This is a genomic window from Streptomyces sp. FIT100, assembly GCF_024584805.1.
Lineage (GTDB): Bacteria > Actinomycetota > Actinomycetes > Streptomycetales > Streptomycetaceae > Streptomyces.
Genome location: NZ_CP075715.1, coordinates 6,564,023 through 6,578,167, shown reverse-complemented (window position 1 = coordinate 6,578,167; position 14,145 = coordinate 6,564,023). Strand labels below are relative to the sequence as shown.

14 protein-coding genes are annotated in these 14,145 nt (G+C 71.6%); 11 read left to right on the top strand and 3 right to left on the bottom strand.

Going from position 1 to position 14,145, the window contains the following annotated elements; translation table 11 throughout:
- The first annotated feature begins 370 nt into the window (after positions 1-370).
- Complete coding sequence (locus tag KK483_RS29475) at positions 371-1,552, top strand: magnesium and cobalt transport protein CorA (protein ID WP_262008250.1); 1,182 nt, start codon at positions 371-373, stop codon at positions 1,550-1,552.
- Here the strand turns inward: KK483_RS29475 and KK483_RS29470 are convergent.
- Positions 1,484-1,999 (bottom strand): hypothetical protein, encoded by a 516-nt coding sequence (locus tag KK483_RS29470; protein ID WP_262008249.1) that lies wholly within the window; start codon positions 1,997-1,999, stop codon positions 1,484-1,486. The two genes, KK483_RS29475 and KK483_RS29470, sit on opposite strands and share 69 nt — an antisense overlap.
- A gap of 473 nt (positions 2,000-2,472) precedes the next feature.
- On the opposite strand from KK483_RS29470, the gene KK483_RS29465 reads away from it, so the two are divergent.
- The 8 genes from KK483_RS29465 (at position 2,473) to KK483_RS29430 (ending at position 10,611) form a co-directional block, all read left to right on the top strand.
- The gene (locus tag KK483_RS29465; RefSeq protein ID WP_262008248.1) at positions 2,473-3,282 is read left to right on the top strand and encodes an SDR family NAD(P)-dependent oxidoreductase; all 810 of its coding nucleotides are present in this window, start codon (positions 2,473-2,475) and stop codon (positions 3,280-3,282) included.
- A 322-nt stretch (positions 3,283-3,604) separates the two neighbouring features.
- Entirely contained in the window at positions 3,605-4,537 is a 933-nt protein-coding gene (ltnD, locus tag KK483_RS29460) for an L-threonate dehydrogenase (RefSeq protein ID WP_262008247.1), read from the top strand.
- Between the two features lies 1 nt (position 4,538).
- The gene (gene otnK, locus KK483_RS29455; RefSeq protein WP_262008246.1) at positions 4,539-5,870 is read left to right on the top strand and encodes a 3-oxo-tetronate kinase; all 1,332 of its coding nucleotides are present in this window, start codon (positions 4,539-4,541) and stop codon (positions 5,868-5,870) included.
- Positions 5,867-6,556, top strand: a complete 690-nt coding sequence (locus tag KK483_RS29450; RefSeq protein ID WP_262008245.1) for an aldolase — start codon at positions 5,867-5,869, stop codon at positions 6,554-6,556. The genes otnK and KK483_RS29450 overlap by 4 nt, the downstream gene beginning before the upstream one ends.
- An 88-nt stretch (positions 6,557-6,644) precedes the next feature.
- A complete protein-coding gene (locus KK483_RS29445; RefSeq protein ID WP_262008244.1) occupies positions 6,645-7,949 on the top strand; it encodes an MFS transporter in 1,305 nt (434 codons plus the stop codon).
- A 42-nt stretch (positions 7,950-7,991) separates the two neighbouring features.
- On the top strand, positions 7,992-8,795 hold the full coding sequence (otnI, locus tag KK483_RS29440) for a 2-oxo-tetronate isomerase (RefSeq protein WP_262008243.1): 804 nt from the start codon (positions 7,992-7,994) through the stop codon (positions 8,793-8,795).
- On the top strand, positions 8,792-9,814 hold the full coding sequence (gene denD / locus KK483_RS29435) for a D-erythronate dehydrogenase (protein ID WP_262008241.1): 1,023 nt from the start codon (positions 8,792-8,794) through the stop codon (positions 9,812-9,814). Before otnI ends, denD begins: the two co-directional genes overlap by 4 nt.
- A gap of 5 nt (positions 9,815-9,819) precedes the next feature.
- Positions 9,820-10,611, top strand: a complete 792-nt coding sequence (locus KK483_RS29430; protein WP_262008240.1) for a FadR/GntR family transcriptional regulator — start codon at positions 9,820-9,822, stop codon at positions 10,609-10,611.
- Between the two features lie 102 nt (positions 10,612-10,713).
- Here the strand turns inward: KK483_RS29430 and KK483_RS29425 are convergent, their stop codons facing one another.
- Positions 10,714-11,469, bottom strand: coding sequence for a GbsR/MarR family transcriptional regulator (locus tag KK483_RS29425; RefSeq protein WP_262008239.1), 756 nt, complete (start codon positions 11,467-11,469; stop codon positions 10,714-10,716).
- Between the two features lie 226 nt (positions 11,470-11,695).
- On the opposite strand from KK483_RS29425, the gene KK483_RS29420 reads away from it, so the two are divergent.
- Both KK483_RS29420 and KK483_RS29415 read left to right on the top strand, forming a co-directional pair.
- Positions 11,696-12,367, top strand: a complete 672-nt coding sequence (locus KK483_RS29420; protein ID WP_262008238.1) for a DUF4097 domain-containing protein — start codon at positions 11,696-11,698, stop codon at positions 12,365-12,367.
- A gap of 111 nt (positions 12,368-12,478) precedes the next feature.
- A complete protein-coding gene (locus KK483_RS29415) occupies positions 12,479-13,297 on the top strand; it encodes an alpha/beta fold hydrolase (RefSeq protein ID WP_262008237.1) in 819 nt (272 codons plus the stop codon).
- Positions 13,298-13,633: 336 nt separating this feature from the next.
- On the opposite strand, the gene KK483_RS29410 is transcribed toward KK483_RS29415, so the two are convergent.
- Positions 13,634-14,098, bottom strand: a complete 465-nt coding sequence (locus KK483_RS29410) for a peptidoglycan-binding protein (protein ID WP_262008236.1) — start codon at positions 14,096-14,098, stop codon at positions 13,634-13,636.
- Positions 14,099-14,145 lie beyond the last annotated feature (47 nt).

Here is a 14,145-nt window from a genome sequence, read left to right as displayed (position 1 = left end):
CAGCGGGCACTGGGAGGTTCGGCGTCCATGACTGCCTCCTTCCGTGAGGTGTCGTTCACAGGGGGTGCCGTGAGGGCAGTCGTGCCGCGCAGCCCGAAGGCGGCGGCCCGACTCCATGAGTGTGGCGTTTGTTGCGCTACTACACAAATGGGCGGTCCGCCGCCACGGCGACTCCGTGCGCCCTCTCGTCACGCCTGATGGCGGGCGGTGCCGCGTGCGCCCAGGTGACAGGCGTGCCAGGATCGGTGAATGTGAGCTCCGTCCCAGTTCGGGATGGCTTGCCGACTCTCTTGCCGTTCCGGCTGGTCCGCCGCGCCGCCCGGCCGGTCCGTCATAGGCTGAAGTGAGCGGATCCCTGGAGGTTCGAGCCATGTCCGACTGGCGTGCACGCGCGGCTCGCGCACGAGCGGGCAAGTGGCCGTTGCGCCCGGCCGCCGTGGGCGGCGCCGGAACCGGCAACGGCAGCGGCCCCGCGCCCGAGCACTCGATGGACCCGCGAGCGGACCAGGAGCCGCCTCCCTCGCCCCTGGCGCGCAGCGTGGTGGACGCGGCGATCTACCGCCACGGGCGGCGCATCGAGACGCCCTCGACACTGGCAGAGATCTACGAGCGGCTGCCGGGAGAGCCCGGCACGATGGCCTGGATCGGGCTCTACCGCCCGTCGGCCGCGCAGTTGTGGGAGGCGGCGGAGCAGTTCGGCCTCCACGAGCTCGCCGTGGAGGACGCGATCGTCGCCCACCAGCGGCCGAAGCTGGAGCGGTACGGGGACACGCTCTTCGTCGTCCTGCGCGGCGCCCGGTACATCGACGAGACCGAGGAGGTGGACTTCGGGGAGCTCCACGTCTTCGTCGGCCCGGGCTTCGTCCTGACCGTGCGCCACAGTCAGGCCCCGGACCTGGCGGTCGTGCGCAAACGGCTGGAGGACGACCCCGAGCTCCTCGCACTCGGCCCTGAAGCGGTGCTCTACGCGATCCTCGACGCGGTCGTCGACGGCTACGCGCCCGTGGTCGCCGGCCTCCAGCACGACATCGACGAGATCGAGACCGAGGTCTTCGGCGGCGACCCGAAGGTCTCCCGCCGCATCTACGAGCTCTCCCGCGAGGTCGTCGAGTTCCAGCGGGCGACCCGGCCCCTGCTGACGATCATGAACGGCCTGGAGGCCGGCTTCGAGAAGTACGGCACCGACGAGGAGCTCCAGCGCTATCTGCGGGACGTGGCGGACCACGACACGACCGTGGTCGAGCGCGTGAACGGCTTCCGCCAGATGCTCACCGACATCCTCACGGTCAACGCCACCCTCGTGAACCAGGCCCAGAACGAGGAGATGAAGATGCTGGCCGAGGCCGGCCACGCCCAGAACGACGAGATCAAGAAGGTCTCCAGCTGGGCGGCCATCCTCTTCGCCCCCACCCTCATCGGCACGGTCTACGGCATGAACTTCAACCACATGCCGGAGCTCAACTGGATCCTCGGCTACCCCTTCTCACTGGCCCTGATGGTCCTGGTGTGCGTCACGCTGTACATCGTCTTCAAGCGCCGCGACTGGCTGTAGCCCTCGATGCCGGAGCCACCGGTCGGTCAACTCCCCGACACGGGCGTCGAATCGAGGGTCGAGGAACGACATCGGAGCGGCGAGGACCAGGCGTTCACCGGTCACCAGCGAGACGCTCACCTGGCGCACTCCGGCGGTGCGGCGCACGTCGACGCGCGAGACATCCGCCCATCGGATGTGACGCCTGCGCCCGAAGGAGGAGACGATGACCAGGTGTTCGAGGGTCAGCCGGGCGCCGGCGCCGTGAGGAGACAGGACCAGGGCGCCGATGACACCCGCCCCGCCGGCGAACGCGCAGGCACGCAGCTCCGCGGCCACCATGGGGTCGGCCGTCCACGCCAGGGCCAGGTAGAGCAGGCCGGTCGCCAGGGCGACGCCTCCGAGGAGCGGAACGGCGAGCTGGGCGGTGCTCAGCCGGAAGTCGACGCATTCTTCGGTGCGCTCCACGCGGCATCACGGCCTTCCCGACGGCTTTCCTGACGCCTCTCCAGGCATCCGAGTGCAGCAATGATCCCCTGAGGCGGAGCCCGGCTCGCGGGCGGGCGGGCGTCCCCACGAACGGGCCGCCCCGGCCCGGGTACGTACGTTCCGGCTGCGGCCGGGATCCCGGTCGCAGCCGGAACGTACGTACCCGGGCCGGGCGGCGTGTCAGAGCTGCGTCAGGGAACGGCGGTCACGCTTGAAGCCGCGGATTCCCGCGGGTTCGATGGGCGTTGTGAACAGCGAGTGGCTCCTTCTCGACCGGCCGCCGAATCCGGCGCCCCGTCGTGTGCCCCGCTGCGCGGAACCGCCCGCCCCCCGCTGACGCGCGTTCCGCAGCCCCCGGGGCGCCGTGACCTGGTCCGGCGCCCCTTCTGCGTAGCCGCACGCCTCGTCGCCCACTGTCCGGCGCCGAGGCATGCCCTCATCCATGGAAGACCATGTCTGCATCAGACCTTTCGTCACATACGGTCCTGGTGACCGGAGCCACCTCCGGCATCGGCTTCGAGACCGCCAGGCAGCTGGCCGAGCGCGGCGCGACCGTCCTCGTCCACGGCCGCACCGCCGAGGAGAGCCGGGCGGCGGTCGACGCGCTGGTCGCGACCGCCGGCATCGACGCGGTGCGCCTGTGCGCGTACGCCGCGGACTTCGCCCGGCTGGAGGAGGTCGAGGCGATGGCCGCCCGGGTCGTCGCCGAACACCCGCACCTGGACGTCCTCGTCAACAACGCCGCCATCGCCGCACCCGAGCGCCACACCGTCACCACCGACGGCAACGAACTCGCCTTCCAGGTCAACTTCCTCGCCCACTACCTGCTCACCAACCTGCTGGAGCAGGCCCTGACCAGCGAACCGGGCGGACGCGTCATCAATGTGTCGTCCTCGCTGCACCGCACCGGCTCGATCCAGTGGAGCGACCCGAACCGCGCCCGCCGCTACTCGCGGCTCGCCGCCTACGCCCAGTCGCAGCTGGCGCTGACCGTCTTCGCCGCCGATCCCCGCGTGGCCGCGGTCTCCGTCCACCCGGGCATCTGCGCGACCGACCTGCTCCCCCTCTACGCCCACGAGGGAGCGTCGCCCGCCGAGGGCGCCGCCCGCATCGTGCGGCTCTGCGACCCGGCCACCGAGATCGTCAACGGCGCCTACTACGACCGCGACCAGCGCGTCGAACCGGCGCCCGGCGCGACCGACGACCGCACCGTCAAGCGCCTCAACAAGCTCGCGGACGTCCTCGTCCGTCACACCGTCTGAAGGGACACAGCACCTCCATGTCGAAGCGCGCACGCAAGAAGAAGGCCCGCCGCAAGAAGAAGGCGAACCACGGCCGCAAGGCCGGCCAGCGCTGAACTCCCCGTGGGGGGCGGCCCTTTGCGGGCCGCCCCCCACTCGCCTTCGGCCCGCAAGGCGCCTCCGGAGCGCCCGGCCTCCCGCCGCGAGAGCATGGAGACCTGCCTCGTGTGACGGACGCCACAGTGCGCCACCTCATATCCTCAGGTCATCATATGACCCGATCGCCGCCCGGCCGACGCACCGGAACGGCACAGCGAGACGGCACAGCGAGACGAGGATGTGCATGAACGACCAGGACAGGCCGGTGCGGCCACGCGTGAGTGCGCGCGTGGGCGTGGTGGGACTCGGGACCATGGGCCTCGGCATGGCCCGCAGCCTGCGCGACGCGGGCCACGACGTGGGCGTCCACGACCTGCGGCCCGAGGTGGCCGAGGACTTCGCCCGTGACGGCGGTACGGCGTTCGGCACCGCCGGCGAACTGGCGGCCGCCGTGGACGTCCTGGTCGGCGTGGTGGTCGACGCGGCGCAGGTCGAGTCGGTGCTGTTCGGCGCCGACGGGGCGGCCGGCCGGCTCCGCCCGGGCGCCGTCTTCGTCATGTGCTCCACGGTCGACCCCGGCTGGTCCGCCGGGCTCGAAGGGCGCCTGGCCGACCGGGACGTGCTCTACCTGGACGCCCCCGTCTCCGGCGGGGCCGCGCGTGCGGCCGCGGGCGAACTCACCATGATGACCTCGGGCTCCGCCGCCGCGTACGCGCTCGCCGGCCCGGTGCTCGACGCCATGAGCAGCACCGTCTACCGGCTGGGTGACCGCGCGGGACTCGGCTCGACGGTCAAGGCCGTGAACCAGCTGCTCGCGGGCGTGCACATCGCCGCGGCGGCCGAGGCGATGGCGCTGGGCATCAGGTCCGGCGTTCCCGCCGAGGCGCTGTACGAGGTCATCACGCACAGCGCCGGCAACTCATGGATGTTCGAGAACCGCATGGCGCATGTGCTCGCCGGTGACTACACACCCCTCTCCGCGGTCGACATCTTCGTCAAGGACCTCGGGATCGTGCTCGACTCCGCACGGCCGCAGCGGTTCCCGCTCCCCCTCGCGGCCACCGCCCACCAGATGTTCCTCCAGGCGTCGGCGTCCGGGCTGGGAGCCGAGGACGACAGCGCGGTCATCAAGATCTTCCCGGGGATCGACCTGCCCGAGAAGCCGGCGGAGGTCTGACATGGGTATCCGGCTCGGGTGCATCGCCGACGACTTCACCGGCGCCACGGACCTTGCCAACAACCTGGTGCGCGCGGGCATGCGCGTCGTCCAGCTGATCGACGTACCGCCCGCCGGTGCCGGCGACGCGCACGTCGTGGGCGCGGCCCCGGTGGTGGACGCGGACGCCGTCGTCATCGCGCTGAAGTCGCGGACCGTCCCCGCCGCCGACGCCGTCGAGGCGTCGCTCCGCGCGCTCGCCTGGCTGCGTGCCGCGGGCGCCGAGCAGATCTACTTCAAGTACTGCTCCACCTTCGACTCGACGCCGGCCGGCAACATCGGGCCGGTCACCGAGGTGCTGATGGATGCGCTGGGCGCCGGCTTCACCATCGCGACCCCTGCCTTCCCCGACAACGGACGCACGGTGTTCAAGGGCCATCTCTTCGTCGGCGACGTGCTGTTGAGCGAGAGCGGAATGCGCCACCACCCGCTCACGCCGATGACCGACTCCAACCTGGTCGCCGTCCTCGGCGCGCAGACGGAGCGGGCGGTCGGCCTCGTCGACCACACCGCTGTCGCCGCAGGCGCCGAGGCGATCCGGGCCCGTATCGACGCCCTGCGCGAGGACGGCTTCGGGATCGCCGTCGTCGACGCCGTCTCCAACGACGACCTCGTACGCCTGGGGTCCGCGGTCCGGGATCTGGCCCTGGTGACCGCGGGTTCGGGCCTGGCGATCGGCCTGCCCGCGAACTGGGGGTTCGAGCCGTCCCGTGCCGCGGCGCAGCTGCCACCGCCCGGCGGCCACGCGGCCGTTGTCTCCGGTTCGGTCTCGGCCGCCACCAACGGCCAGGTCCGGGAGTTCCTACGCACCGGTCGGCCCGCGTTCGGCGTGGACCCGTTGCGCATCGCGGCCGGCGAGGACGTGGCCGGCCGGGCCCTGGCCTTCGCCGAGTCCCACCTGGCCGACGGACCGGTCCTCGTCCACTCCACCGAGGCGCCCGACGCGGTCCGTGCCGTCCAGGACCGGCTCGGCGCCGCCGAGGCCGGTGAGCTCGTGGAGCGGACGCTGGCCCGCGTGGCACGAGGACTCGTGGAGCGCGGTGTCCGCCGGCTCGTCGTCGCGGGCGGTGAGACATCGGGCGCGGTCGTCCGGGAGCTCGGCGTCTCCGGGCTGCGGATCGGACCGCAGATCGACCCCGGTGTGCCGTGGTGCGCGGCGGTCCTGCCCGGCGGGGACACGCTCCACATCACGCTCAAGTCCGGGAACTTCGGCGGCCCCGGCTTCTTCACGGACGCGTTCGCCCGGCTGGACGCGAACGCGTCCGCTCTCCCCGACGAGGAGGCCCGCTCATGACCGGGCATCCGGAGGCCGCCCGCGCGGACACCGCCGTCGACAGGGCCCGCCGTGAGATCGTCCGGGTGGGCACGAGCCTGTTCGCCCGGGGGTACGTCCACGCCGGCGCGGGCAACATCAGCGCACGGATCGGCGACTCCCATCTGATCACCCCCACCGATGCCGCCCTGGGCTTCCTCGAACCCGACCGCCTCGCGCTGGTCGACGCCCAGGGCGAGCAACTCTCTGGCGACCGCGCAAGCAAGACCCTGACGCTCCACCGGCGCATCTACGCCGCCGACCCCGCGGCCCGGTTCGTCGTGCACACCCACTCCACCCACCTGGTCGCGCTCACCCTGGCCGGCGTGTGGAGCCGGGGCGACGTGCTCCCGCCCATCACGCCGTACTACGTGATGAAGGTCGGGCACGTCCCGCTCATCCCGTACCACCGGCCCGGCGACCCGCGCGTGGCCGATCTGGTGACCGCCCGGATCGCCGAGGGGGCGGCGATCGGTACGCCGATCAGGGCCGTTCTGCTCGACCGGCTCGGCCCCGTCGTCTGGGGCCCCGACGCGGCCACCGCCCTCGCCGTCCTCGAAGAACTCGAGGAGACGGCGCGTCTCTGGCTGCTGACCGACCGTCGGCCCGAGCCGCTCCCCGCCCACGCGCTCGACGAGCTGAGGTCCGCGTTCGGCGCCGAGTGGTGACCAGCTCCCCCACGGGGTGACCGGTCCCGCCCGGTGACCTGATCCCCGCCTGTCCGAGAATCCCCCGAGCCGCACGAAGGATTCCGCCATGTCCCTCCCCACAACGGCCGAGGCCCCCGACCTCACCCGCGAGAACGCCGTCTTCCGCAAGGTCGTGCGACGTATCGTCCCGTTCCTCATCCTCTGCTACGCCTTCTCGTACCTGGACCGGGTCAACGTCGGCTTCGCGAAGCTCCAGATGTCCGACGACCTCGGCTTCAGCGAGGCGGCGTACGGTCTCGGCGCCGGCCTGTTCTTCATCGGCTACTTCCTCTTCGAGGTCCCCTCCAACCTGATGCTCCAGCGCATCGGCGCGCGCACCTGGATCGCCCGGATCATGATCACCTGGGGCCTGGTCTCCGCGTCGTTCGTATTCGTCACCGACGAGGCGACGTTCTACGTGCTGCGGTTCCTGCTCGGCGCCGCCGAGGCCGGGTTCTACCCAGGCGTGATCCTCTACTGCACCTACTGGTTCCCCTCGCACCGCCGCGCCCGCGTGATCGCGATGTTCATGTCGGCCATCCCGGTGGCCGGAATCTTCGGCAACCCGCTCTCCGGCTGGATCATGGACCGGTTCGACGGTGTGCGCGGCTGGAACGGCTGGCAGTGGATGTTCCTGCTGGAGGCCGTCCCCGCGGTCGTCATCGGCGTGGTCACCCTCTTCTACCTCGACAACGGCGTGCGCGCCGCCAAGTGGCTCACCGACGACGAGAAGGCCGTCGTCGAGCGGGCGATCGCCGAGGACGCCGCGCACCAGACGGTGCACGGCCGGGTCCGGGACGCCTTCCGCGAGCCCAAGGTGTGGCTGATGTGCCTCATCTACTTCTGCTTCGTGATGGGCCAGTACGCCCTGACCTTCTGGATGCCCACGTTCGTCGAGTCCACCGGCATCGAGGGCAACCTCATGATCGGGGTGCTCAGCGCCGTGCCGTACATCGCCGCGCTGGTCGCCATGAACCTGTTCGGACGCTCGGCCGACAAGCGCCGTGAGCGCCGCTGGCACCTGGTCGTCCCGAGCCTCATGGGCGCCGTCGGGTTCTCGCTGGCCGCCGGGTGGTCCGGCTCGACGGTGCTGTCCCTGGCCGCGCTGTCCTTCGCCGCCGCCGGGGTGCTGACCTGCTCACCGCTGTTCTGGTCGCTCCCCACCGCGTTCCTCGGCGGCACCGCGGCCGCAGTCGGCCTCGCCGTCATCAACTCGGTCGGCAACCTCGCCGGGTTCGTCAGTCCGTACATGATCGGCGCGCTCAAGGACGCCACCGGCTCGACGTCGGTCCCGATGTACGTTCTTGCACTCAGCCTGGTGGTCGGCGCCGGGGCGGTGCTCACCACCAGCAAGCAGGTCGTCAACCGCTGACCGGGCCGTCCCGGTCGCCGCACAGGCAGCACAGGAGCCACCATGCCGAGGTTCGCCGCGAACCTGTCCATGATGTACACGGAGCACGACTTCCCCGACCGCTTCGCCGCGGCGTCGGCGGACGGCTTCGAGGCCGTCGAGTACCTCTTCCCGTACGCGTACGACGCCACCGGGCTGCGCCGCCGGCTCGACGACCACGGTCTGCGCCAGGTGCTCTTCAACGCGCCCCCCGGAGCGTGGGATTCCGGGGAGCGCGGGCTCACGGCGCTCCCCGGCCGCGAGGCGGAGCTGCGCTCCACGACGGACCGCGCCCTTGAGTACGCGGCAGCACTCGGCTGCCCGCGGGTGCACATGATGGCCGGGCTGGTGCGGCCGGACGCGACACCCGCGGAGCTGGCCGAGCACCGCGACACCTACGTGACCAACCTCGCCTGGGCGGCGGAGCGGGCCACCGCGGTGGGCGTCGACATCCTGATCGAGCCGATCAACGGCCGTGACATGCCGGGCTACTTCCTCAGCCGGCAGGCCGACGCCCACGCCGTCGTGCGGGAGGTGGGAGCCGCGAACCTCAAGGTGCAACTCGACCTCTACCACTGCCAGATCGTCGAGGGCGACCTCACCGCCACCCTGCGCCGCGACCTGCCGACCGGCCGGGTCGGCCATCTGCAGGTCGCGGGCGTGCCCGACCGCCACGAGCCCGACGAGGGCGAGCTCAGCATCCGCCATCTGTTCGACGTCATCGACGACCTGGGCTTCGACGGCTGGATCGGGTGCGAGTACCGCCCCCGCGCCGGCACGAGCGAGGGTCTCGGCTGGCTGCGGAACCATCGAGGAGAAGACGCATGAGGATCGTCATCACGGGCGGCTTCGGCTTCCTGGGCCGGCAGGTGGCCGGCGCCCTGCTGGAGACGCGGACGTTCCGCGGTGTCCCGATCGGCAGGCTGGTGCTCGCCGACCGGTTCGTGCCGCCCCGGTCGCCGCTGGCGGAGCACCCGCTCGTCGACATCGTCCAGGGCGACCTGGCCGACCGCCTCGACGAGGTGTTCGCGAAGCCGGTGGACGTGCTGATCCACCTCGCCTCCGCGGTCTCGGCCGAGTGCGAGGCCGACTTCGACCTCGGTATGAGCGCCAACGTGGACACGACCCGCGCACTGCTCGAAGCCGCCCGGGCGCAGTCGGCCGCCGGCGGGCCGGTGCCGCTGGTCGTGTTCTCCAGCAGCGTCGCGGTCTACGGCAGCGACCCCGCGCTGCCGCTGCCTGCGGTGGTCAGCGAGGCGACACTGCCCACGCCGCGGTCGAGCTACGGCGCCCAGAAGCTGGTCTGCGAACAGCTGGTCGCCGAGTACACGCGCCGCGGTTTCGTGGACGGACGCGTCGCCCGTCTGATGACCGTGTCGGTGCGGCCGGGCAAGCCGAACGCGGCCGCCTCCGGATTCCTCTCCGGCATCATCCGCGAGCCGCTGGCGGGCCTCCCCGCGGTCTGCCCGGTCCGCCCCGAACTGCGGGTGGCCCTGGCCTCGCCGCGGCGCACGGTCCAGGGGATCCTCCGTGTGGCCGAGGCCGAGCGCGGCGCGGGTCCCGGCCTGCTCGACGGCCGGGTGCCGGTCAACCTCCCGGCGCTCACGGTCACGGTCGCCGAGATGCTGGCCACGCTTCGGCGGGTGGCCGGCGACGCCGTCGCCGACCTGGTGACGGTCGCTCCGGACCCCGGCACCGAGTCCCTCGTGGGCTCGTGGCCCGCCGCCTTCGACAACGCCAGGGCCGCCGCGCTCGGTCTGGAGCCCGACCCGGACTTCGCGTCGGTGGTCCGGGACTTCCTCGACCTCATCGCAGCGGAGGCGACGGGGCCGGCGCCGATAGACTGAAAACCATGTTTTCCAAGGTGAGCGGTCCCGTCCGGCTCGCGGACCAGGTCGCCGCGATCCTCGCGGAGGAGATCGAGTCCGGACGGCTGGCCGAGGGCGACAAGCTGCCCACCGAGGTCGAGCTGGTCAAGCAGCTGGGTGTCAGCCGCACGGTGGTCCGCGAGGCCGTGTCGCGGCTGCGCAACGCGGGCCTGGTGGAGCCGCGCCAGGGCCTCGGCGTCTTCGTCCTGCCCCGGCGCACCCGCCCGCTCGACCTGGAAGCCGCCACCGCCGACGCCACCGACACCAAGGCCAAGGTGCTGCAGATCGTGGAGGTTCGCCGCGCCATGGAGGGCGAGGCGGCGTCCCTCGCGGCAATCCGCGCCGCACCGGACGACGTCGCCCGGATGCGCCAGGCGCTGGACGCGATCGACGCGGCGGTCGCGTCCGGCGGCGACGGCGTGGACGAGGACCTCGCCTTCCACCGCTCCATCGCCGAATCGACCGGAAACACGGTCCTGGTCGCGACCGTGCGGTACCTCGGCGAGGTGCTGCGCAGCGGCATCCGCGTCACCCGCGCCAACGAGGCCCGCCGCGGCGACTTCATCGAAGCGGTCCGGCAGGAGCACCACGCCATCCTGGCCGCGATCGAGACGGGCGACGCCGTAGCGGCCCGTACGGCGGCCCGTCGCCATATGCACCACGCCGCCGCCCGGCTCCAGGACGCGGACGAGGGCTTCTGGACCGAGGCCGAGGAGCTGGAGGTGGAGTTGAACGTGGACCCGGACGTCGAGCCGGACGTGGACGCCGGTCGCTGACACCCGGCCGGCCCGCCGACCAGCCCGCCGGTCGGCCCGCCGGTCGGCCCGGGCTGAAGAGGCCGGCCTGGGACCACCTGCCGTGACCCTCGTGACGGCTGTCTATCCGCGATCCGGACGTGGCTCGGCGGTGCCGTCCGAGCCCACGTCGGGTTTCGTGTGGAGGACTTCGCGGACCTGCTCCGCGGCGCGGAGGATGCTCTCGCTGATGAAGTCGCTGAAGCGGGCGATGTTCTCGAGGCGGGCGGCGGCCGGGGTGCCGGGGCCGAGGACGCCGACGCCCTGCCGCGCGGTCTCGGCGACCTGGGCGATGCCTCGGGCGCCGGCGATCGTCGACTGGTACCAGACGTCGTCGTCGACGAAGTAGCGCTCGCGACGGCGTTCGTCGCGTTCCCTGCGGATGAGGCCCTGGTCTTCGAGGAACGCTATCGCCTTGGAGACGGACGCCGGACTGACCTGGAGGTGCTGCACGAGTTCGGACGCGGTGAGGCTGCCCGCGTCGGTGACGAACAGGCAGGTCAGCACGCGAGCCGTCATCTTGGGCAGGCCCTGTTGCATCAGGAGGGTGGTGAACGCCTCCTCGTACTCGCGCACGGCCAGGTCGTCGCGCCCGTGCCGCTGCGGCGGCGTCCCCTGCTCTCGGGGCGGGGTGCGCCTGCGCCGGTGGGCGCGGCGCTCGGTGGCACGGTGGGCCAGGTCTGCGCGGTAGGCGGTGGGGCCGCCGTTGCGCATCACCTCACGCGTGATCGTCGAGGTGGGGCGGTCGAGGCGTCTGGCGATCTCCGCGTAGGCGAGGCCGTCGGCCAGTCCCAGCGCGATCTGCTGACGTTCCTGCTGGGTGAGTCTGCCTCCCGGCACCGCGATCTCCTTCCGCCCGTCCCTGATGCCGTCAGCGTAGCGTTCACCCATAGTCCAATGCAACGACCGGAGCAGCTGGCATTGCATTAGATTTACATCCGTTGCAATGAAATCTGCACCCTGACCTGTGCTTACGCAATCTCTTCGCAACGAACTAGTTGCCCCGACCTTGAACGCAACGTAGCGTTTCCGGTGTCAGAAACGACGAGCACACGAGGAGAGCATCATGCAGACGTTCGACACCCCCGCCGCGATCTCCGCCGTCCTGGACATCCCCGCCGGGCGCATCCAGGTCATCGCCGCCGACCGGGCCGACACCACCGTCGAGATCCTGCCCGTCGACGCCGCCAAGGGCCGCGACGTGAAGGCGGCCGAGCGGACCGAGGTCGAATTCGGCGGCGGCGTCCTGCGGATCACGGCCCCCACAGAGAAGAACCAGATCCTCGGCGCGTCCGGATCGATCGAGGTGACGGTCCGGCTGCCCGCCGGCTCCCGCATCGAGGCGAAGGCAGCCGCCGCCGAGTTCCGGGGCGTCGGACGGCTCGGTGACATCGCCTGCGAGGGCGCGCACGGCACGGTCAGGATCGACGAGGCCGCGAGCGTGCGCCTGACCGCCCACGCCGGTGACATCACGGTCGGCCGCCTGACCGGACCCGCGGAGATCAGCACCCAGAAGGGCGACATCCACATCACCGAGGCCACCTCCGGCACGGTGGTGCTGCGCACCCGGATGGGCGACGTGACGGTCGGCGCCGCCCGCGGGGTCTCCGCCTCCCTGGACGCCGGCACCGGCACCGGCCGGATCCACAACTCCCTGAAGAACACCGAGGGCACCGCGGCCGGCCTGACCGTCCACGCGACCACCGACCACGGCGACATCACCGCCCGCAGCCTGTGAAGCAGGAGCCGACGCGGTCCGGATGACAGCCGGTCGGATCCAGCGGCCTGCGATCCGTGTGCAGTGCCTGAAGCAGTCGCCCAAGACCCCTTACACGACCAGGTGGGACACATGACGAAGGACAGCACTTCCTCGACCGACACGAAGTGGACCGGCATGGTGCCGGTCGACGACACGGCCCTGGCCGTCACCGACACCGGCGGCCCCGGTATCCCTGTGGTGTACCTCAACGGCCAGTTCGCCACCCAGGGGTACTGGCGTCGGGCCGTCGCCGAACTCGGCTCGGGGTGGCGGCACATCACCTACGACGAGCGCGCTCGCGGCACGAAGTCGAAGCGTTCGGCGGACTATTCCTTCGAGGCCGCCGTCCGGGACGTCGATGCCGTTCTCGCGGCCAGGGGTGTGGACCGGGCGCTGCTGGTGGGCTGGTCCTACGGAGCGATGGTCGCGGCACACTGGGCCGACCGCAATCCGGACCGCACCGTGGGCGCGGTCCTGGTCGACGGCGCGTTCCCGTACGACTGGCTCGACGAGGCCATGGAGCAGCGGATCCGGAAGCTGTTCCGGCGCATGGGATGGTTCACGCCGCTGCTGCGCCCGACGGGCCTGACGCCGCGGATGACCGCCGAACAGCAGGCGGACAGCAACATCGAGCTCGGCAGGCTCTCCCGTGAGCGCGAGCTGGGCCCCCTGCTGGACGGGATCACCGTCCCGGTGCGATACGTGGTCGCCTCGGGGACGTCCCTCGGGAGTCGCGGCGATGAGCAGGAACGGATACGCACCAGCCTCGATACGGTGACCGCCCGCAACGCGCACATCAAGGTCCACGCGAAGGTCGACAGCAACCACGGCGCGATCCTGCGCAAGGACTTCCGCGGCATCGCCGGTGCCGTACGGGAGGTCGCCGCCCTGGACCAGGGCCGGCGCTGAGGACCTGACCAGCGGGCTGAGGGTCCGCCCGGCAGCGGCACACCGGCGACGGTCGCTGCCGGGCGGACCGTGCGCAGTCCGCGCGGTCGTCCACCGCGTGTTCGAGGCCGACCGGCACGCTGGTACGGCGGTTCACGCTCCGCGGCACCACAACACCGGACAGCACCGGAGGAGACATGCCCCGAGGCGACGTACGCGACGACCGCGCTGTCGACCAGCGGGGCGAGAGCAAGGACAGCCCTCGCCTCCGACGGCGGCCTTGGGAGACACGCCAAGACCGCCGTCTCTGAGGTCAGAGCGCGAAGAACGAACCTACGCGCTCACACGGGAGGCCGCTCAGCACCAGCCGCTGCAGGCGTCGGCGAACCGCTTGAACGCGGCCTGGGTCCCCGAACCGGCGATTCCGTCGATCGCACCGGTGTAGCCCCAGCTGTCCTTGAGCAGACGCTGCAGCGCCTTCACCGTGCCGCTGCCGACGATTCCGTCGATCGCGCCGGTGTACCCCCAGTGCGCCTTGAGGTTGCGCTGGAACGCCTTCCAGCTGTTGGTGCCCAGCTGACCGTCGAGCGCCCCGGTGTATCCCCAGTTCGCCTTCAGCCAGCACTGGACGTACTTGGCCTGCGTCGTGCTCAGGCCGAGGTTGACCACCGCGAGCGGAACGACAGCTTCGGAACTCACCGCAGGCTTCGACACCGGCGCGGGCGCCGCGAAGCTCGCGCTCGCCCCCGCCAGGCTCCCGGCGGCGATACCGACGGCAGCAGTGACACTGACGAGAGTCCTCGTCATCACACTCGGTCGCATTGTTCTCCCCCTTCAGGCCGTTGGGCGGCACCCGACGCGCCTGATGC

What these genes read in the sequence shown, in the direction of transcription:
- KK483_RS29415 (WP_262008237.1), top strand. Translation starts at nt 12,479, where the DNA reads ATGACGAAGGACAGCACTTCCTCGACCGACACGAAGTGGACCGGCATG.
- otnI (WP_262008243.1), top strand. Translation starts at nt 7,992, where the DNA reads ATGCCGAGGTTCGCCGCGAACCTGTCCATGATGTACACGGAGCACGAC.
- KK483_RS29410 (WP_262008236.1), bottom strand. Translation starts at nt 14,098, where the DNA reads ATGCGACCGAGTGTGATGACGAGGACTCTCGTCAGTGTCACTGCTGCC.
- KK483_RS29450 (WP_262008245.1), top strand. Translation starts at nt 5,867, where the DNA reads ATGACCGGGCATCCGGAGGCCGCCCGCGCGGACACCGCCGTCGACAGG.
- denD (WP_262008241.1), top strand. Translation starts at nt 8,792, where the DNA reads ATGAGGATCGTCATCACGGGCGGCTTCGGCTTCCTGGGCCGGCAGGTG.
- otnK (WP_262008246.1), top strand. Translation starts at nt 4,539, where the DNA reads ATGGGTATCCGGCTCGGGTGCATCGCCGACGACTTCACCGGCGCCACG.
- KK483_RS29420 (WP_262008238.1), top strand. Translation starts at nt 11,696, where the DNA reads ATGCAGACGTTCGACACCCCCGCCGCGATCTCCGCCGTCCTGGACATC.
- KK483_RS29465 (WP_262008248.1), top strand. Translation starts at nt 2,473, where the DNA reads ATGTCTGCATCAGACCTTTCGTCACATACGGTCCTGGTGACCGGAGCC.
- KK483_RS29445 (WP_262008244.1), top strand. Translation starts at nt 6,645, where the DNA reads ATGTCCCTCCCCACAACGGCCGAGGCCCCCGACCTCACCCGCGAGAAC.
- KK483_RS29430 (WP_262008240.1), top strand. Translation starts at nt 9,820, where the DNA reads ATGTTTTCCAAGGTGAGCGGTCCCGTCCGGCTCGCGGACCAGGTCGCC.
- ltnD (WP_262008247.1), top strand. Translation starts at nt 3,605, where the DNA reads ATGAACGACCAGGACAGGCCGGTGCGGCCACGCGTGAGTGCGCGCGTG.
- KK483_RS29475 (WP_262008250.1), top strand. Translation starts at nt 371, where the DNA reads ATGTCCGACTGGCGTGCACGCGCGGCTCGCGCACGAGCGGGCAAGTGG.